Origin of the sequence: Henriciella pelagia (assembly GCF_002088945.1) — a bacterium.
Classification (GTDB): domain Bacteria; phylum Pseudomonadota; class Alphaproteobacteria; order Caulobacterales; family Hyphomonadaceae; genus Henriciella; species Henriciella pelagia.
This window is the reverse complement of record NZ_NCSU01000015.1, coordinates 183455-201603: the sequence shown is the minus strand read 5'-3', so window position 1 is coordinate 201603 and position 18149 is coordinate 183455. Positions and strand designations below refer to the sequence as shown.

Annotated in this window: 18 protein-coding genes; 14 read left to right on the top strand and 4 right to left on the bottom strand. The window is 60.4% G+C overall.

Translation table 11 applies throughout. The features are described from left to right. Positions 1-82: 82 nt before the first annotated feature. The 13 genes from B8746_RS15535 to mutL all read left to right on the top strand — a co-directional run bounded on the left by B8746_RS15535 (position 83) and on the right by mutL (position 15398). On the top strand, positions 83-841 hold the full coding sequence (locus B8746_RS15535) for a fumarylacetoacetate hydrolase family protein (protein ID WP_233124386.1): 759 nt from the start codon (positions 83-85) through the stop codon (positions 839-841). Between the two features lie 17 nt (positions 842-858). Beyond that, on the top strand, positions 859-1593 hold the full coding sequence (locus B8746_RS15530) for a hypothetical protein (protein ID WP_158084664.1): 735 nt from the start codon (positions 859-861) through the stop codon (positions 1591-1593). A gap of 310 nt (positions 1594-1903) precedes the next feature. Continuing rightward, complete coding sequence (locus B8746_RS15525) at positions 1904-3130, top strand: EAL domain-containing protein (RefSeq protein WP_084394615.1); 1227 nt, start codon at positions 1904-1906, stop codon at positions 3128-3130. A gap of 53 nt (positions 3131-3183) precedes the next feature. After that, positions 3184-4038, top strand: a complete 855-nt coding sequence (locus B8746_RS15520; RefSeq protein WP_084394614.1) for a TIGR01459 family HAD-type hydrolase — start codon at positions 3184-3186, stop codon at positions 4036-4038. Positions 4039-4093: 55 nt separating this feature from the next. Beyond that, positions 4094-4525 carry a MaoC family dehydratase gene (locus B8746_RS15515; RefSeq protein WP_084394613.1) on the top strand — a complete coding sequence of 144 codons (432 nt, stop codon included), beginning with the start codon at positions 4094-4096 and terminating at the stop codon, positions 4523-4525. After that, positions 4525-5445: a riboflavin biosynthesis protein RibF gene (gene ribF / locus B8746_RS15510; RefSeq protein WP_084394612.1), complete on the top strand. Its 921-nt coding sequence runs from the start codon at positions 4525-4527 to the stop codon at positions 5443-5445. The genes B8746_RS15515 and ribF overlap by 1 nt, the downstream gene beginning before the upstream one ends. A gap of 69 nt (positions 5446-5514) precedes the next feature. Continuing rightward, the gene (locus B8746_RS15505) at positions 5515-5979 is read left to right on the top strand and encodes a YbjN domain-containing protein (protein WP_158084663.1); all 465 of its coding nucleotides are present in this window, start codon (positions 5515-5517) and stop codon (positions 5977-5979) included. A 203-nt stretch (positions 5980-6182) separates the two neighbouring features. After that, positions 6183-9230 (top strand): isoleucine--tRNA ligase, encoded by a 3048-nt coding sequence (gene ileS / locus B8746_RS15500; RefSeq protein WP_084394610.1) that lies wholly within the window; start codon positions 6183-6185, stop codon positions 9228-9230. Next, the gene (lspA, locus tag B8746_RS15495; RefSeq protein ID WP_084394609.1) at positions 9230-9787 is read left to right on the top strand and encodes a signal peptidase II; all 558 of its coding nucleotides are present in this window, start codon (positions 9230-9232) and stop codon (positions 9785-9787) included. Before ileS ends, lspA begins: the two co-directional genes overlap by 1 nt. A 27-nt stretch (positions 9788-9814) precedes the next feature. Beyond that, positions 9815-10294, top strand: a complete 480-nt coding sequence (locus tag B8746_RS15490) for a DUF3035 domain-containing protein (protein ID WP_084394608.1) — start codon at positions 9815-9817, stop codon at positions 10292-10294. 51 nt (positions 10295-10345) lie between these two features. After that, complete coding sequence (locus B8746_RS15485; protein ID WP_084394607.1) at positions 10346-11716, top strand: M16 family metallopeptidase; 1371 nt, start codon at positions 10346-10348, stop codon at positions 11714-11716. Continuing rightward, complete coding sequence (locus B8746_RS15480) at positions 11706-13223, top strand: M16 family metallopeptidase (RefSeq protein ID WP_084394606.1); 1518 nt, start codon at positions 11706-11708, stop codon at positions 13221-13223. The genes B8746_RS15485 and B8746_RS15480 overlap by 11 nt, the downstream gene beginning before the upstream one ends. A 267-nt stretch (positions 13224-13490) precedes the next feature. Then, complete coding sequence (mutL, locus tag B8746_RS15475; RefSeq protein ID WP_084394605.1) at positions 13491-15398, top strand: DNA mismatch repair endonuclease MutL; 1908 nt, start codon at positions 13491-13493, stop codon at positions 15396-15398. Here the strand turns inward: mutL and B8746_RS15470 are convergent. The 4 genes from B8746_RS15470 to B8746_RS15460 form a co-directional block, all read right to left on the bottom strand. Next, positions 15395-15658, bottom strand: a complete 264-nt coding sequence (locus B8746_RS15470; protein ID WP_084394604.1) for a hypothetical protein — start codon at positions 15656-15658, stop codon at positions 15395-15397. The genes mutL and B8746_RS15470 overlap by 4 nt on opposite strands. A gap of 25 nt (positions 15659-15683) precedes the next feature. Beyond that, entirely contained in the window at positions 15684-16070 is a 387-nt protein-coding gene (locus tag B8746_RS15465; protein WP_084394603.1) for a hypothetical protein, read from the bottom strand. Between the two features lie 80 nt (positions 16071-16150). Then, entirely contained in the window at positions 16151-16318 is a 168-nt protein-coding gene (locus B8746_RS17275) for a hypothetical protein (RefSeq protein ID WP_188657392.1), read from the bottom strand. A gap of 82 nt (positions 16319-16400) precedes the next feature. Next, positions 16401-16838 (bottom strand): VOC family protein, encoded by a 438-nt coding sequence (locus B8746_RS15460; RefSeq protein WP_084394602.1) that lies wholly within the window; start codon positions 16836-16838, stop codon positions 16401-16403. Positions 16839-16944: 106 nt separating this feature from the next. Between B8746_RS15460 and B8746_RS15455 the strand changes: the two genes are divergently transcribed. Continuing rightward, positions 16945-18096: an alpha-hydroxy acid oxidase gene (locus tag B8746_RS15455; protein ID WP_084394601.1), complete on the top strand. Its 1152-nt coding sequence runs from the start codon at positions 16945-16947 to the stop codon at positions 18094-18096. Positions 18097-18149 lie beyond the last annotated feature (53 nt).

The following is an 18149-nucleotide window of genomic DNA, read 5'->3' as shown; positions in this document are numbered from 1 at the left end:
CGGAAAATTGTGGTGTGGGCCGTTGAAGAATCAACAGGTTTATCAATTCGCACCTCGTTGTCTGAGCCATTTTCTTGGGGATTTGTCCTCGAAAAAAAACGCAGCAACATCAGGGACGGCTATTCCGCTGGACCAGGTGCGCCTGCGTCAGCCTGTTCTGCGGCCCGGAAAGATACTGGCAATCGGCCTCAATTATGCAGCGCACGTGGCCGAGAGCGCGAGCTTCGCTGAGAAGCCCAGGCCCCAGGTGCAAGTCTGGTTCAACAAGCAGGCGACCGCCGCATCCGGCCCGGGAGATCCGATCCATGTTCCGCGGGTCTCGAAAATGCTCGACTATGAGGCTGAACTCGTTGTCATCATTGGCAAGAGCGGTCGTCATGTGCCAGCCGAGCGTGCAATGGAAATCGTTGCAGGATTTTCCTGCGGGTGCGATGCATCTGTACGAGACTGGCAGAAGGCGAGCCCGACCATGATCATGGGCAAGGGGTTCGATACGCACGCGCCCTTCGGACCTGCCCTGGTGACACCCGATGAAGTCGGCGATCTCGATGCGCTTGAGATCAAGGGCTATGTGAATGGCGAGTTGCGCCAGAGCGCAAAGCTCGGTGACATGATCCACAATGTGAAGGAACAGATTGCGCATCTGAGCGCTGCCTTCACTCTGGAACCCGGCGACGTCATCTTTACCGGTACGCCCGCCGGCGTTGGCGCGGGACATACGCCGCCCAGATGGCTGAAAGCGGGAGACCGCTTCCGGGTCGAGATCGAGAATGTAGGCGTATTGGAGAACCCAGTGATCAATGAACCGAATACAGCAGAAATCGGCGGGCAGCCCCTGTGAGGTGGTTGGGCTGGCTCATGGTGCCCGCGCTGCTAGTGTCGGCGTGCGACGATGGCTCGACTGATGCCGTCGCCACATCGGCGCAGCCGGTCGAGGAGGTAGTCATCGGGGCTAGTGAATTTGCCCTCCTGCCATGCGGTGGCTCAGGCGGCAGTCCCTGCGTGCTTGTGCTCGCTGGCGGCAAGTCCCTTTTGTTTGGTGCGCCTGCCGGCGTTTCAAATGAAGTGTCGCCGGATCGGCTGGCAGGGCTCGATCGTGCCTTCCTGTTCTCGCTGATGCCCAGCGATGTGGAGGGGCTCGATGAAGTGCGGAACCATGGATGGCGGGCCGGACGCGCCGCGGCATTGACGGTTGCCGGGCCCGAGGGGCTGGGCGATATGCTTGAGGCTCTCAACGTCGCTTTCGAACAGCCCGATGCGCTCAGCTTTGTCGAAGAGGGGGCCCCACGCGGCGGCTTCAACGCCGCATTGCTTCAGCCGGGGGTTGAGGTGATTTCAAATGCGCTGGCGTTCGATACGGGCGATCTCAAGGTGGTCGGGGTGGCCGGGGCCGGCTCACGCACGACGTATCGCGTCGGCTACCGCGATCTGGGCGGCGACTGGCATGACCTTGTGCTGAAGCCTTGCGCCGGTCCCGAACCGCTTGCGGCGGAGTATGAGGCCGCGCCGCGAACCGAAACAGTCATTGCGTGTGACGACGAGACCGCAGACCTGTCCTGGCCGCTCAGGACGGTGACAAAAATATCCGGATAGTCAGGCCTTAAAAAGCTGCGGGGTCCTGCCTTGACAGGACCCCGGTCTCCCCCGAGACGCCCCCGTCCGGCCAAACTGGCCGCGGACATCAAGGCGCGGGTCGCCTTTTATGACTACCGTCGTTCGCGTCTGAGTCAAACGTCTTGTCATTTTGATCCGCATGCGATCTGAAAGTGTGTCCTCTGTGACACGCTGTGGGCAACTCTGCACTGAACATTGGCAAGCGTCCCAAATCAGGCCTATTGCTACCAATTCGTTAACATTTGACACCTAGCTGTTAAGGTTAAACGAGTTTGGGGCTGCCGGATTCATGATTGGAATATTGTTCTTTTTCTATGTCGCGATTGGAGCTGCGCTCGGCTTCGGCCTGCATTCCTATGCCGGTTTCAGCATTCCCGTGTCGACCGCTCTGGGGGCTGTAACCACTGCGATTCTGGGGCAGTTTCACCTGCTGGTCGCGCATGTCACAAAGATTGGGGATGCAGATGACCGCATCCAGCAACTGGAAAAGACCCAGTCTGCTGCCCGAGAGCGTCTCGAGATGATTGAAGCACGCACCGAAAGCGTGGAATCAACGCTGAAGCATGAGCTGACAGAGCGCCGCGACGCGCTGGTGACGGAGATGCGCCAGCTTGAAGGCCTGATCGACAGGCTGTCGCGCAATTTCGAGAACCGGCTCTCGGAATCCAGCTCGGCTGATGTGAGACCGCAGGAAGACGCGGTGTTGCGCAGTGTGAAGGACGCGCTGCAGGATGGCCGCGTGGATCTGCATCTTCAGCCGATCGTGTCCCTGCCTCAACGCCGCGTTGCGTTTTATGAAGGCTTTACGCGCCTTCGTCGCCCCGATGGCTCGCTCATCCTGCCGGCAGAGTTCCTCGATGCGGCCCGCCGCGCGAGCCTGATGGGCGTTATCGACAATATGCTGCTCTTCCGCTGCGTGCAGATTGTGCGCCGCCTGTCGGAACGGGATCGCCGCGTCGGTGTGTTCTGCAACATTTCCACCCATTCGCTGACGGATCAGCACTTCTTCCCGCAATTCCTGGACTTCATGCGCGACAATCGCGATCTCTCCGGTGCGCTGATCTTTGAAATTCCGGCAGACCGTTTCGAAAACCGTTCCCGCGAACTGCGTGCCAGCATGGAAAAGCTGACCGCGCTTGGTTTCCGCTTCTCGATTGATCATGCGAGCGATCTCGCCATTGACTTGCCGCGTCTACAGGATGCTGGCGTGCGCTTCGTGAAGATGAAGGGCGACGACCTCATCGACCAGCTGCGCAATCCGTCCGGTCCAAGGCCAGTCTCGAATGTCCAGCGCCGCATTCAGGGCGAAGAAGTATCGGCTGTCTGTTCGCGTTTCGGCGTAACGCTGGTCGCTGAGAAGATCGAAGAGGAAGTCAGCGTTGTCGAGATTCTCGAGTACCAGATTCCTTATGGCCAGGGGCATGTGTTCGGTGCGCCCAAGCCCATCAAGTCCTCGCTGATGGAAGAGACAGCACCGCCTGCTGATTTCATGGCAAAGCTGTCGGCGTTTGGGTGAGATGACGGCGAGGGTTTGACCGCTCGCGCCGCCCTCTCTACTGAGCTTCTCGCATGAAAAAACCAGACTTCCCCGCCGGCCTGTCCGAGATCGCGTCCCGCTACGACACCATTTTTTGCGATGTGTGGGGGGTCATCCATAATGGTCGCAAGGCGTTCTTTCCGGCCTGCGATGCGTTGCGCCAGTTCAGGCAGCAGGGCGGCACGGTCATCCTCATCACGAATGCGCCTGTCCCGAAGGCGCAGGTCATTTCCTATTTCGAGCCGATGGGCGTGCCGGTTGACGCGTTCGACGATTGCGTTTCATCCGGCGACGCGACGCGCGAAGAGCTGAGCCGACGGCGCAACGAGAAGATATGGCGCCTCGGTGTCGATTCCGGCTGGGAGCGCGACGCCTTTCTCTATAAGGGCCTCGACCTCGATTTTGTGGAGCCGGATGAAGCCGAAACACTGCTTTGCATCGGCCTGCAGGACCAGGTCAACGACGACCCGGAGGACTATCGCCAGATCCTGCGGCAGGGCGTGGATCGCGGCCTGCCGATGATCTGTGCCAATCCGGACATCAAGGTACGCGTGGGGGATCAGCTGGTCTGGTGCGCTGGCGCGCTGGCGGAAATCTATGAGGATGAAGGCGGGCAGGTCATTTATCCCGGCAAGCCCCACAAAGCGATCTACCGGCTTGCAGCTGAACGGGCCGAGGCCATTCGGGGCGCCGCGCCGGATGCCGTGCTGTGCATCGGCGACAGCCCGGCCACCGATATGCGCGGTGCCCTCATGCACGGCTATGATGGCCTCTATGTTGGCACCGGACTTGCCCAGCATAGCGAGGATTTCGAGCAGGAGCTGATTGGCCTGCTCGACGACTATGGCACGACAGCCCACTGGGCGATGCCCGCCCTCAGATGGTGACGTGGCGAGCGCCGCAATGTAACAGAAACAGGTTTTGAAGATCGGAGTACCGCTGATGAGCGTCAAGGACGGTTACAAATTCGAGGAATTGAGCGTGGGGATGTCGCACGAGACGCATCACACGATCTCCGAAGAAGACATTGATTTGTTTGCCAAGGTTTCGGGCGATTACAACCCGATCCACATGGACGACGAGTACGCCAAAAACACGCCCTTTGGGCAGCGCATCGCCCATGGGGCGCTCACTGCAAGCTACATCTCCGGCATCCTCGGCAATGACCTTCCCGGCCCGGGTGCGATCTTCACGCATCTGGAAATGCGGTTTCGCCGGCCGGTGTTCATCGGTGACACTGTGACGGCGCGCGCCGAAATCACCGAAATGTTCGAGCGCGGAAACCGGGTCACGCTCAAGATCACCTGTCTCGTCAATGACAAGGCGGTTGTTGCGGGCGAAGCCAAGGTCATGGTGCCGAGCAAGGACGCCTGATGGCGGTGTTTGCCGACTTTCGCGGTCTGCCGGAAGCTGCCCGGGGTTATTCCATCGCGCTGGGAAATTTCGATGGAGTGCATGCCGGCCACCAGGCGGTGATTGAGGCTGCACGCATCGATGCGCTCCAGCTTGGCGTGGCGACATTCGAGCCGCCACCTCGCGCCTTCTTCCGGCCGAACGATCCGCCTTTCCGCATCTATCGGCCGGCCCGGCGCAATGCGCGCCTGATCGAGCTTGGCGCGGAAGCGGTTTACGAGTTGCCGTTCAATGCCGAAATGGCGTCGATGACGGATGAGGAATTCTGCCGCATCGTGCTGCATGAGGGGCTTGGCGTGCGCCATGTGGCGGTGGGTTTTGACTTCAGGTTCGGCCGCGGCCGTATGGGCGACGCCGCGCGTCTGTCATCGCTTGGCCGGTCGCTTGGATTCGATGTGACCATTGTTGACCGCGTGGAAGGGGTCGACGTCGCCAAGGCGTCGTCGACAGCGATCCGGGAGGCGCTCATTTCTGGGGAGCCCGAGAAAGCCGCCGCCATGCTGGGCCATGCCTGGATCGCAGATGGCGCGGTTGAGCATGGCGAAAAGCGGGGCCGCACCATTGGCTTCCCTACAGCCAATATCCACCTCGGCAGCCTTATTCATCCGCGTCACGGGGTGTATGCGGTGAAAGTACGGATTGACCGGGATGGGGGGTGGTTGCCGGGCGTTGCGAACTTCGGACGTACGCCCACCACTGGCGTGCGCGACCCACTGCTTGAAGCGTATATCTTTGACTTTGAGGGCGACATTTACGGCCACTTCCTTGAAGTGGCGCTGCATCACTATCTGAGGCCGGAGCTGCACTTTTCCTCCCTCGACGACATGGTCGAGCAGATGCATCGCGACTGCGCGGACGCCAGGGCGAAACTCTCAGGTTGAATATTTCCTCGGGGGTGACTTTCGGCCCGACCTCTTCCAAAGTGAAAAGACATTTAAGAGGGGATGTTCATGAAACTTTCGACACTCGCGCTGGCTGCGGCCGCGATTTCACTTCCAGCCTTTTCGCAAGGGTCGGATATTATCACGTCTGTTACCGAGGACTCGCTGACGGCATTTGTCGAGGCTCAGGGGCACGAGGTCCTGGGTTATGGCGAAGCGGGAGATGTGTCCGTTCGCGCAGAGAGCGATGACGGGATCGTCTACTATCTGACCGGTACGGCCTGCACGGACTCAGTCTGCACCGGCATCAACATGAATGCGCGCTTCGACGCCAATGATCTTGTGACCTTTGAGAAGATCAATGATGCGAATATCCGGCGCGCGGCTGTCAGTGTCTGGAAGCTGGACAATACGCTCGGCATTTCGCGCTATGTGATCCTTGATGGCGGCATGACCGAAGAGAACATCCAGATCAATTTCGACAATTTCATCGCGATCGTCCCGACCGTCATCGACATGTTCTACGAAGAGTAGGCTGGCGACTTGCTGCCGGACGGATGACATTGCGGGAAGGCTCTGCTAGACGCCGAAGCGTGATGACGAAACCGGCCATGAATTCCGCGATTCGAATTAGCCGCCCGGCTTTGCGATGACCTGCTTCGATTAGAGGCGTCGGGCGAAGCCGGGGCTATCCCTTTGCAAACCAGGACAACTGCTAATTCGAGACTGATCAGACAATGAGTAACGAGACGACGACGGACGCGGGCAACGATTACCGCGACACGCTCTTCCTGCCAAAAACCGACTTCCCGATGCGCGGCGGCCTTCCAAAGGCCGAGCCGAAATGGATCGAGCGTTGGGACGAGATGCGCCTCTACGACCGCATGCGGGAGGATGCGAAGGCGCGCGGTGCCAAGCCCTTCATCCTGCATGACGGCCCGCCCTATGCGAACGGGCCCATTCACCTCGGCACCGCGATGAACAAGATCCTCAAGGACCTTGTCGTGCGCGGCCATCAGATGCTGGGCTATGATGCCTCTTACATCCCCGGCTGGGACTGCCATGGCCTGCCCATCGAATGGAAGGTGGAAGAGGAGTTCCGGGCCAAGGGGCGCGGCAAGGATGATGTGCCGGGCGACGAGTTCCGCGCCGCCTGCCGGGAATATGCCGCGAAATGGATCGAGGTGCAGAAGCAGGGCTTCCGCCGCTGCGGCGTCGAGGGCGACTGGGACAACCCATACCTCACCATGAACTTTGATTCCGAAGCGGCCACGGTTCGCGAATTCCTCTCTGTCGCCATGTCCGGCCGCCTGGTGCGCGGCTCCAAGCCGATCATGTGGTCACCGGTGGAACGGACAGCGCTCGCCGAAGCCGAAGTCGAATATCACGACCGAAAGGTGCCGGTGATCTGGGTGAAGTTCCCTGTCAAAGACGTGAACTTCGATCTTCCCGACGGAATGCCAAGCCTTGATGTGGACAATGATCCTGAAGCACTCAGGATGCTTGTCGATACCGAACACGTTTACGACGCGCTGATGGACGCATCTGTTCTGATCTGGACAACCACGCCCTGGACCATCCCAGCCAATCAGGCCGTCTCATTCAATCCTGGCATCACTTACGGCCTCTACGTCGTGAAGGACGTGATGAGTGAGGAAGAGCTGGGGTTCACACCGTTTGCGAAGCCAGGTGACAAGTTTGTTATCGCCGACGCTCTTGCTTCGAATGTATTCGAGGCCGCGAAGGTCTCCGACTTTGCACGACTGGCCGACATTGATCCCTCAACGATAGCAAGTCTTTCCCACCCGCTGAACGAGCTCTCCGACTTCTACAAGCACGACATCCCGATGCTCGCCGGCGACCATGTCACCGACGATGCCGGTACGGGCTTCGTGCATACGGCGCCCGCGCACGGCGAAGATGACTTCCTCGTCTGGATCGCGAATGGCTACAAGGCGTCCGACATCCGCGACATCGTCAATCAGGACGGCGTCTATGAGCATGACGAGCTGCCCGAACCCCTGAAGGGCCTCGATATCATCCGTACCTCTGGCAAGAAGCGCGGCGAGCAGGGCAAGGCCAACCCCGAGGTCATGCGCCTGCTGACCGAGGCTGGAAACCTTCTTTCGCGCGGCGTGACCATGATCCGCGACGCGCATAGCTGGCGCTCCAAGGCCCCTGTGATCCGCCGGGCGACGCCGCAATGGTTTATCGCCATGGATCAGGCCGGCTCCGACGGTACGGCACCGCTGCGCGATCTCGCGCTCAAGGCGCTGGAAGATACCGCCTTCGTGCCGCCGCAGCTTCGCAACCGCATCACGTCAATGGTCGCTGACCGACCGGACTGGCTGATCTCACGTCAGCGCAACTGGGGCGTGCCGATCACGCTGCTGGTCAGCCCAGATGGTGAACCGCACACGGTGGCGCTTCCGGCAGACAAGGCGAATGAGGTCAACACACGCATCCTTGATGCCATCGCGGCCGAAGGCGTTGAAGCCTGGTTCTCTGCCGACGCGGCGACATTCCTTGATGGAATCGAAGATCCGGCGGGCTGGGAGAAGGTAAATGACGTGCTCGACGTCTGGTTCGACTCCGGCACGACGCACGCTTTCACGCTTCGCGATCGCGGTATCATCGACGAGCAGACCGGGCAGGCGGATGTCTACCTTGAGGGTTCTGACCAGCATCGCGGCTGGTTCCAGTCATCCCTTCTGGAGAATTGCGCGACGCGCGGCATGGCCCCGTACAAGACGGTTGTGACGCACGGTTTCATTGTTGATGCGGACGGCAAGAAGATGTCCAAATCGCTCGGCAATACGGTCGAGCCGCAGCAGGTCGCCGACCAGTTCGGCATTGAGATCCTGCGCCTCTGGACAGCGAGCTCGGACTTCACTGAAGATCTTCGCATTTCAGACGATATCCTGAAAACGAATGCCGAAAGCTATCGCCGCCTGCGAAACACGCTGCGCTACCTGCTCGGTGCGCTGGAAGGCTATAGTGAGAGCGAAGCGGTCACACGCGAAGAGATGCCGGGGCTCGAAAAATGGGTCCTGCACCGGCTTGCAGAAAGCGACGCGCTGGTTCGAAAATCCTATGCGACGTTTGACTATAAACGCATCATGTCCGCCATGCTGAATTTCTGCGGCGTGGACCTGTCGGCCATCTATTTCGATATCCGCAAGGACAGCCTCTACTGCGATGCGCCCACGGATGTCCGCCGCCGGGCGACGCGGACGGTGATGAGCCTGGTGCTGGAGCGGCTATTGACCTGGCTTGCGCCAATCATGCCGTTCACTACCGAAGAAGCCTTCCTGATGAGCCATTTCGCAGATCGGGCTGACAGCGTTCACTTGCTGACCTTCCCGGAAACGTCGGCAAGCTGGCTCGATGCGGAGCTTGCATCGCGCTGGGAGAAAATCTTCAAGGTCCGCCGTGTCGTGACGGGCGCGCTGGAGATCGAGCGCCGCGAAAAGCGGATCGGCGCGTCGCTGGAGGCGGCCCCGGAGGTCTATATCGAGGATGCGGGCCTCATTGCAGCATTTGAAGGCGAAAGCGCTGCGGACTTGTTCATTACGTCCGGTGCGACGCTGATCCACGGGACGGGACCTGCTGATGCGTATCGCCTGGAAGATACGACGGGGGTCTCTGTCGTTCCGGTGAAGGCGAGCGGCATCAAATGCGCTCGTAGCTGGAAATATTTCGACCCGGCGACAGCCGACCCTGCCTATCCGGATATCACCCCACGCGATGCGGCGGCGGTGAAAGCCATAAGGAGCGCTGCCTGATGGCGACTGCACAGAACCGTATGCTCTGGCTCGGTGTCATTCTCGCCGTGATCGTCTCGGACCAGCTCACAAAATGGCTGATCCTCAGCAATCCTGCCTTCAATGCGGTGCCGTGCCTGGATGTCATGGTTGCCTGCGGGAAGATTGAGCTGTCCTCCGTCTTCGATCTTACAATGCTGTGGAACCGGGGCATCAGCTTCGGGACCCTGCAATCGGATGGCATCATGCGCTGGGTGCTGGTGCTCGCAACGACCGGCATTGCAGCAGGCTTTACCTACTGGCTGTTCCGGGCGGAACGCTGGCTTACCGCGCTGTCGCTGGCGCTGGTGATTGGCGGGGCGATTGGCAATCTGATTGATCGCATCCGGTTCGGCGCAGTTGTCGATTTCCTGGATTTTTCCGGCCCCTGGTTCGGGGCTCATATCGCAAACTGGCCGATTGGCTTTCCCTGGGTCTTCAATATTGCAGACGCTGGGATTACTGTCGGCGCGGTCTTGCTGTTTCTCGATCAGTTTCTAATGTCGCGGAACGAGACCGGCGAAGCGACCGGTGTTTAGAACGTGTTTTTTGAAGTGAGGACGCCAATGAAAAAGGCAATTCTGACCAGTGCGGCGATGGGGGCGCTCCTTGCAAGCGGAGGGTGCTCGGTCTTCGGAGGTGGTGGAGGCTCGCCAGGACCGGACGAGTTCCGGGTTGTGACCAAAGCCCCGCTGTCGGTGCCACCGGAATACAGCCTGCGTCCGCCAACCGCCGGAACGACTGTCCCGGCAGAAGCAGATCCCAGCCGCGCGCCTGTGGCAACAGCCTTCGGCACGACGATCGGGCAGGATGCGAGCGCTGTGGAACGCGCGCTTGTCGCCGCCGCTGGTGCCAATGCGGTCAATCCGATGATCCGGTCCGTCATCGACTATGAAGAGGCCGGTATCGTCCGCAAATCGCGTGAGGATGCAGACGCCATCCTCTCCAGCCGAGGAGACGCGTCGGTCGAGGACGCTGCGACGGGCGATGCCCAGGTCTCGATTGCCCGCGGCAGCGGCGAGCGCATCAAGCTTCCGGGGACGTAAGTACCGTTCCATTTCCAATTTGATTGCCCAGACATGAACCGGAGTAGGACTATGAGAACATTTCTCGCGGGAGGTCTGGCAGCGGCCATTGTTGCAGCCTTTCCTGCCCATGCTGACACGGCAGATGGCGATGCGACGCCGTCCACATTTGAGCTTTCGAACGGCATGGAGGTCGTTGTCATTCCGGACCATCGTGCGCCGGTCGTCACGCACATGGTCTGGTACAAGGTCGGCGCTGTCGATGAGGACCCGGGCAAGTCCGGTATCGCGCACCTCTTCGAACATGTGATGTTCAAGGAAACCGACGATATCGGCCCCGAAGAGTTCACGACCATCGTGCAGCGTAATGGCGGTCAGCTGAACGCCTTCACGAGCTGGGATTACACCGCCTATTATGAGCGCGTCGCCAAGCAGCATCTTGAAAAGATGATGGAGCTTGAAGCCGAGCGCATGACGGACCTTGTCATCAATGATGATCCGGAGGGCCCGTTCATTTCAGAGCGTGATGTCGTCAAGGAAGAGCGCCGCCAGCGCATCGACAATAATCCGGGTGTCATCCTGCAGGAGCAGGTGATGAGCGCTCTCTATCAGGACCATCCCTACAACATCACCGTTATCGGAAAGATGGAGGAGGTCGGTGCGCTGACCCCGCAGGATGGCCTCGATTTTTATCAGAAGTGGTACACGCCTTCAGAGTCCATCCTCGTTGTCGCCGGTGACGTGACCCCGGACGAAGTGCGTACGCTTGCCGAGCGGACTTATGGTCAGATCACCAAGTCGGATGGCGAGGTCCCGACGCGCGGATGGCGTGAGGTCGAGCCGCTGCCGGCGACCCAGCTGATCGAATATTCCGATCCCAAGGTTCGTCAGCCCGAATGGGAGCGCTGGTACCTGTCCACTTCATACAGCCAGGACCAGGATTTTGCCTATGCGCTGGACGTTGCCCTTGATGTCCTGGGTGGCGGCCGAACCAGCCGCCTGTATCAGGCACTGGTCGAAGAGCAGAAAATCGCGGTCAGCGCGTCAGCGGGGGCGTGGCTTTCCCTGCATGACACAGCGCCTGCCGTCTTGTCCGCCTCTCCATCAGACGGCGTGAGCCTCGATGAGCTTGAAGCCGCGTACATGGCAGTCGTCGCCGATGTGCTGGCCAATGGCTTTACCGATGCAGAGGTTGAGCGCTCCAGAAATTCGCTCGCAGCCAGCGCCATTTACCAGCGTGACAGCCAGGTCAGCCTGGCGAACACATATGGTCGGACACTGGCAATTGGCGGCACTGTTTCTGATGTCCTCAATTATCCCGACGACATTCGCAGCGTGACGGCCGAAGACGCCATCGCAGCCCTTCGCCGCGTGCTTGCAGCGGACAAGAACTACATTGAAGCCCACCTGCTTCCGGAAGAGGAGAGCCAGGATGACGAATAGAACGAAACCTGCCTTCGGGGCCGTATTTGGTGCGGCGCTCCTGCTGGCAGCCTGTCAGGTACCGGCAGAAACCGCGGCCCCATCGACCAGCATCGAGGCTGCGACAACGCCAAGCGACGAACTAACGGTGATGGTGCATGAGGGCGACTTCGCCCGCATCCAGCAATTCGAAACGCCCGGCGGTATTTCCGTCTGGCTGGTGGAAGAGCCATCCATCCCCATCCTGGCGCTCCGCATGGCCTGGGAGACAGGCGCCGCAACCGACCCGGAAGGCCTTGAGGGGCTGACCGATGCAATGACCTACATGATGAATGAAGGCGCTGGCGAGCTTGATTCCCTGGCCTTTGCGACGCGCATGGAAGAGCTGAACATGAGCTTCGGATGCGGGTCTGGTGATGAAGCGACTTTCTGTTCAGCCAGCATGCTGACCGACAATGTCGCCGATGCCATGGGACTCGTCGCGCTTGCCATGACCGAGCCGCGTTTCGATGCCGACCCGATTGAGCGTTTCAAGCGTGAGCAGCTGATCGGCATTCGCACACGGGAAACCAATGCTGGCTATCTCGCCGGTCGGGCGCGCAATCAGGTGCTGATGCCTGATCATCCGTTTTCGCGAGAAACCAGCGAAGAGAGCATCACTGCTATTTCCCAGGAGCAGATTGCGGCCCGAAAGGACGAGGTGATGGTACGCGATGGCCTGCTCGTCACCGCGGTTGGAGCCATGTCACCGGAGGAACTCGCGCCGCTGCTCGACGCCGCGCTGGCAGGCCTTCCGGACAGCTCGGACGTGGCTGAGATTGAGGACGTGGTGCTGAATGAGCCTGTAAGCGCGCCGATTGTTGTCGACCTGCCACAGCCTCAAAGCCTTGTATCCTTTACCGCGCCCGGACCGGCACGCGACAATCCGGACTTCTTCCCCGCCTATGTGCTGAATTACACATTTGGCGGCGGCGGTTTCGAAAGCCGCCTGATGAAGGATCTGCGCGTCGCAAAGGGCCTGACCTACGGCATCTATACTGGCGTCTCGACCGGTGACCATCTCAACACATGGGGCGGTGGCGGCCAGACCAAGAATGAGAGCGTTGGCGAGTTCATCTCCGGGATCAAGACCCAGATGACTGACATCGTTGAAAACGGGATCACTGAACCGGAACTGGCTGATGCAAAGGCGTATCTGACCGGCTCCTATCCGCTCTCATTCGACAGCAACTCCAAGATCGCCTCGAACTTGATGAGCGTCCGTCTTGAAGAGCTGGGTGTCGATTATTTCGACCGTCGCAACGCACTGGTCGAGGCCGTCACGCTGGACGATGTGAATGCCATCGCGGCCAAGTATCTGAAGCCGGAAAACTTCACCTTCATCGTGGTCGGAGAGCCTCAAGGCCTCACCGAAACCGCGACGCTTGCGCAGGATGGCGACATCAGCGTCTCGCTCGACGATGCCGGCGACATGGAAGAGCATGACTCTGAAGAAACGGACGCAATGCCGGACCCAGATCACGGCTGAGACCTCTGAACATGGAATTGATAAAGGCGGTCAGAAATGGCCGCCTTTTTTCGGTTTTGTGAGGCGGTTCCACTTCGCGTCACTCTCGATGAGCCGTCAGGCTCATCTGAGAGCCCATCTCCGGCATCGTCCACACGCGACCGCGTCTGCGGTAGGAGATGGACCCTCAGACCGCGTGACGCGGTCGAGGGTGACGCACCCAACAGCTGTGGAGGGACCTGCCTCAATAGTGCACCCAGCCACTAAACCCTGATACAATTGCCCTTCATGCCTGATTCTGCGCGCCTTCCAGACCGTCCGGTCATCCGTCAGCTGCCGCCTGACGCGGTCAATCGTATCGCGGCTGGCGAGGTCGTCGAACGGCCCGCAGCCGCTGTGAAGGAGCTGGTGGAAAATGCGCTTGATGCGGGCGCGACCGCCATTTCCGTCAGTATCGAGGATGGTGGGCTGAAGCGCATCTGCGTAGAGGACAATGGCTGCGGGATGAGCGGTGCCGACATGCTGATGGCGCTGGAGCGTCATGCAACATCAAAGCTTGCGCCTGGCGCGGACGGCATGATCGACCTGCTCAATATCCATACGATGGGGTTTCGCGGGGAGGCGCTGCCCTCCATCGCCAGCGTGTCGCGCATGACAATCACCTCGCGTGCCGCCGGGGAGGATGCTGCCGAAGTCTTTATTGAGGCCGGACGCGTCGAAGGGCCGAAGCCCGCCGCATGGACCGGCAAGGGTGAGACCGGTACGCGAATCGAGGTGCGCGACCTCTTTCATGCGACGCCCGCGCGCCTCAAATTCATGAAGTCCGACCGCGCCGAGACCATGGCCGTCACTGACGCCGTCAAACGGCTCGCCATGGCCAATGCCGATGTCAGCTTCTCGCTGGAAAGCAATGGCCGCAGCACGTTCCGCTATGCCGCGCACCAGCCGACCCCAGAGGGTCATCTCGAGCGACTCGGCGCGATCATGGGCCGTGATTTTCGCGAGAATGCGATCGCTATCGAATCGGAACGGGACGGTGTGCAGCTTTCGGGATTTGCCGGCCTGCCGACACTTAATCGCGGCAATGGCTCCTACCAGTACCTCTTCGTGAATGGCCGGCCTGTGAAGGACCGGATGCTGACGGGCGTCATCCGCGCGGCCTATCAGGATTTCCTCGCCCGTGACCGCCACCCCATGGCGGCGCTCTTCGTTGATTGCGACCCGGAGCTGGTCGATGTGAACGTCCACCCGGCCAAGACCGAAGTGCGCTTTCGCGATGCCGGTAATGTGCGCGGGCTGATTATCGGTTCGCTTCGCCACTCGCTGGCCGCAGCCGGCCACAGGGCAAGTACGACGGTCGCAGGCTATGCGCTTGGCCGGATGCAGTCGGAAGGGGAGAGCCAGCGCGACGCGCCACTGCCGCAGCCTTCGGTATGGGACCGGTCCAGCCTGTTTCGCGACTCTTATGGCAGTCCGCCGCCGCGTCCGCAGGTCTCGCCGCAAGCCTATGAGCCAGCGCCGCCAACGCCCGGCATGGCTGAGGGCGAGACGCGCTACGACGCCCCGTCCGTCCGCATGGAGGCCGATCTTCCGCAGGACGGCGCCACCCATGACTTCCCGCTCGGCGTTGCCCGGGCGCAGCTACACGAGACCTATATCGTCGCCCAGACGCGCGACGGCATCGTCATTGTCGACCAGCACGCCGCGCATGAACGGCTCGTCTATGAGCAGATGAAAGCCCAGATGGCCTCCGACGGCGTCAAACGCCAGGCCCTGCTCATCCCGGAAGTCGTCGAGCTTGCTGAAGACGAAGCGACCCGTGTGCTGGACCGGGCTGAGGAACTGGCCGAGATGGGCCTCGAAATCGAAGCTTTCGGGGCAGGGGCGGTTTGCGTGCGCGCGACGCCGGCCCTCTTCGGCAATATGGATGCGGCCAGCCTGATCAAGGACCTCGCCGATGATTTCGCCGAATACGAAGAAGGCCTCGCCCTGAAGGAGCGCTTCGAGGATGTCATGGGCAATATGGCCTGTGCTGGCGGGGCCGTTCGTGCCGGCCGAAGGCTCAATTCAGACGAGATGAACGCGCTGCTCCGCCAGATGGAAGCCACACCCTATTCAGGCCAGTGCAATCACGGCCGCCCGACCTATGTCGAACTCAAGCTCGCCGATATTGAACGCCTGTTCGGGCGGCGCTAACCGGCGCTGTCGTCAACCACGGTGTAAATCTCCGGCGTGCAGCTGCCGCTGGTGATCTTCATTACCTGCAAGGTGACTTCTTCGCCTGCTTCCGGAACGGTTTCGAACCTGTTCTTCTGAATGTCGATCTCTACCCCGTGCGGATTTAGGAACAGGACGCCGGTCTCGGTGTAGCCTGTGGGCGTGGCGGTGAAATCCATCTCGTCATAGGTGCACGGCCCGCCGACGGCGGGGCCCTGACAACCTGACGAAATCGCCATTCCAAGCATCGCTGCGAGAAGCGGCTTACTCCACACCGCCGACATCCCCGTCGATCACCGTATAGATCTTGGGCGTGCAGGTGCCCTCGGTGATCAGTTCGGCCTTGATTGTGTAATCGGCGCCAGCCTCCGGCACAGACGGAAAATCCCCGACCTGCATGTAGAAGCTCTGAGTGCCATTCCCGGCAAGTTCGACAAGGTCGTCGTCAACAGCGATGACGTGGGCGTCGATGACGGTCTCCTCATAGCTGCATGGCCCGCCCACAATGGGTATATCAGGCTCGCTGTCATCGACAGTGGCCGACTCCGAAGGAGGGGCAGGCGCGGCCATGTCCTCTGGAGGCAGGTCTGAATCGCCGCCTCCGCAGGCTGTGAGAAGAAGAGCGAAGGCGGAAAGGCAGGCATATTTCATGTGCGACCCCAATCTTGTTGAGGGGGCAGTGGAGCATGGAATGGCGACAAGCGCCAGCCGGCTGGCCGCCGCTCCCAGCCTCAATAATTGGCAGGAGGGTCGCTTGCCGGGAAGGATTCGTCGGACTGCTCGTCTGCGACGTCCCAGTCTTCAGGTGGATCCTTCATGTTTTCAGGGCCGGCGGGCCTGATATGCTGCCTGGCGAGGCCTTCGCTGGCCTCCTTTTCGATGTCGCTCTTGTCTGCCACTTCTGGTCTCCGATCGGTTGATTGCGGATTGCTGCTGTGGCTCAAACGCGAGACGGTTTCGTCCAGTTCCCGCACAGGTGTTTCAGTGAGTCCGGAATTCTGCACCTTCCGCCAGGACGCCTTTTCCCGGCACATAATTTACCTCGCCGCGCATTCCGTCCGGATCCTCGAAGAGGACCGAATAATAGCCCGGCGCCCAGGGCCCTTCCTCGGGGGCGTGGACGATGGTGCCGCCAATGGATCTGACCAGTTCGTGCACTTCATCGACCGTCGCACGGTCCTTGGCCCGGAAACAGTAATGATGCAGGCCGACGCGCCACTGATTGGCCCGCTCGCCCCTGAATTCATCGTGTGGCTTGCGCACGCCGAACGCGGTGCGGGCGCCGACGCAATAGAAGATTTCTTCCGTGTCGGAGACGATGCTGAGCCCCATGGCCGGCAGAAGCTTGCGATAGAAGGCGGACGTCTTTTCGAAATCTCCAGCCGTTACAATGACATGCGCCATTCCGCTAATGTCCATAATCCACCTCCTCTCTGACTGTCATGGCACCAGACGAAAATTGACGCGGGGACCGTCAAGCTCGTAAGCCTGAGAGGCGGGTGAGCGTCCGCGAAGGGCTGCTGCGATGAAACTCAAAGACGCGCTGAATATCAATGATCTTCGGACCATGGCGAAACGCAGGCTGCCGCGCATGGTGTTCGATTATATCGATGGCGGCGCGGATGACGAGGTGACGCTGCGCCATTCGGTGCGGCGCTATGACGATTATCAGCTGACATGGCGGGCGCTCTGCGATGTGACGGAGATCGACACCGCCACGCGTATCATGGGGCAGGAGACGCGCCTGCCTTTTTTCATATCGCCGACGGCTTCCACTAGGCTGTTCCACCCGTCAGAAGGCGAGCTTGCCATGGCAAGGGCTGCTGAAAAGGCGGGTGTGATCTATGCCTGCTCGACGCTTGCCTCGCAGACTGTGGAGGATATCGCAAAAGCCTCGTCCGGGCCGAAATGGGTGCAGGTCTATGTCTGGAAGGATATGGGTATCGTTCGCAACTTCCTTGCGCGCGCCAAGGATGCTGGCTTTACCGGTTGTATCCTGACCGTTGATCTCCCGGTCGGCGGCAATCGCGAGCGTGATCCGCGCAACCGGTTCTCTGTGCCGCCGACGCCGAACCTGTCGCTTGCCCGGCAGGTCATCACGAAGCCGCGCTGGATGTGGGATCTCCTTACAAGCCCGAAGATAACGCCTGCCAATTTTGACCATATGCGCGAGCATGGCGACCAGGGCGGCGTCGTCGGCTTTGTGAACCAGCAATTTTCTCGTGCAGTGACGTGGAAGGATGTCGAGTGGATTCGAGAGTTCTGGGGACACGGCTTTGCGGTGAAGGGTATTTCGCGCGCAGAAGATGCAAAGCGCGCCATCGATATTGGCGCTGATGCGGTCTGGGTCTCCAATCATGGTGGCCGTCAGCTCGACACTTCTGTGCCGACCATCGACCTGCTGCCCGAACTCGTCGATGCTGTGGGCGGACGCGCAGAAATCATCGCAGATGGCGGCGTCCGGCGCGGCAGCCACGTGGCAAAGCTCCTGATGCTTGGCGCGACCGGCGTGGCACTTGGGCGGGCCTCGCTCTATGGACTGGGTGCTGGCGGGGAAGATGGCGTGCGGCGTGCGCTGACCATCCTCGAGGAGGAGCTGGTGCGGACCATGTCGCTTCTCGGTGCGACGAAGGTCTCTGAGCTCGACCCGGAGCTGATGCGGGCGCCTACACGTTAGGCCGAATTCTCTTTACAATATATCGAATATCAATAAGGGTCTCTTTGGCGCGC

What these genes read in the sequence shown, in the direction of transcription:
- B8746_RS15505 (WP_158084663.1), top strand. Translation starts at nt 5,515, where the DNA reads ATGAAACTTTCGACACTCGCGCTGGCTGCGGCCGCGATTTCACTTCCA.
- B8746_RS15485 (WP_084394607.1), top strand. Translation starts at nt 10,346, where the DNA reads ATGAGAACATTTCTCGCGGGAGGTCTGGCAGCGGCCATTGTTGCAGCC.
- B8746_RS15455 (WP_084394601.1), top strand. Translation starts at nt 16,945, where the DNA reads ATGAAACTCAAAGACGCGCTGAATATCAATGATCTTCGGACCATGGCG.
- B8746_RS15530 (WP_158084664.1), top strand. Translation starts at nt 859, where the DNA reads ATGGTGCCCGCGCTGCTAGTGTCGGCGTGCGACGATGGCTCGACTGAT.
- B8746_RS15465 (WP_084394603.1), bottom strand. Translation starts at nt 16,070, where the DNA reads ATGAAATATGCCTGCCTTTCCGCCTTCGCTCTTCTTCTCACAGCCTGC.
- B8746_RS15480 (WP_084394606.1), top strand. Translation starts at nt 11,706, where the DNA reads ATGACGAATAGAACGAAACCTGCCTTCGGGGCCGTATTTGGTGCGGCG.
- B8746_RS15460 (WP_084394602.1), bottom strand. Translation starts at nt 16,838, where the DNA reads ATGGACATTAGCGGAATGGCGCATGTCATTGTAACGGCTGGAGATTTC.
- B8746_RS15470 (WP_084394604.1), bottom strand. Translation starts at nt 15,658, where the DNA reads ATGGCGATTTCGTCAGGTTGTCAGGGCCCCGCCGTCGGCGGGCCGTGC.
- B8746_RS15520 (WP_084394614.1), top strand. Translation starts at nt 3,184, where the DNA reads ATGAAAAAACCAGACTTCCCCGCCGGCCTGTCCGAGATCGCGTCCCGC.
- B8746_RS15515 (WP_084394613.1), top strand. Translation starts at nt 4,094, where the DNA reads ATGAGCGTCAAGGACGGTTACAAATTCGAGGAATTGAGCGTGGGGATG.
- mutL (WP_084394605.1), top strand. Translation starts at nt 13,491, where the DNA reads ATGCCTGATTCTGCGCGCCTTCCAGACCGTCCGGTCATCCGTCAGCTG.
- B8746_RS15525 (WP_084394615.1), top strand. Translation starts at nt 1,904, where the DNA reads ATGATTGGAATATTGTTCTTTTTCTATGTCGCGATTGGAGCTGCGCTC.
- lspA (WP_084394609.1), top strand. Translation starts at nt 9,230, where the DNA reads ATGGCGACTGCACAGAACCGTATGCTCTGGCTCGGTGTCATTCTCGCC.
- B8746_RS15490 (WP_084394608.1), top strand. Translation starts at nt 9,815, where the DNA reads ATGAAAAAGGCAATTCTGACCAGTGCGGCGATGGGGGCGCTCCTTGCA.
- ribF (WP_084394612.1), top strand. Translation starts at nt 4,525, where the DNA reads ATGGCGGTGTTTGCCGACTTTCGCGGTCTGCCGGAAGCTGCCCGGGGT.
- ileS (WP_084394610.1), top strand. Translation starts at nt 6,183, where the DNA reads ATGAGTAACGAGACGACGACGGACGCGGGCAACGATTACCGCGACACG.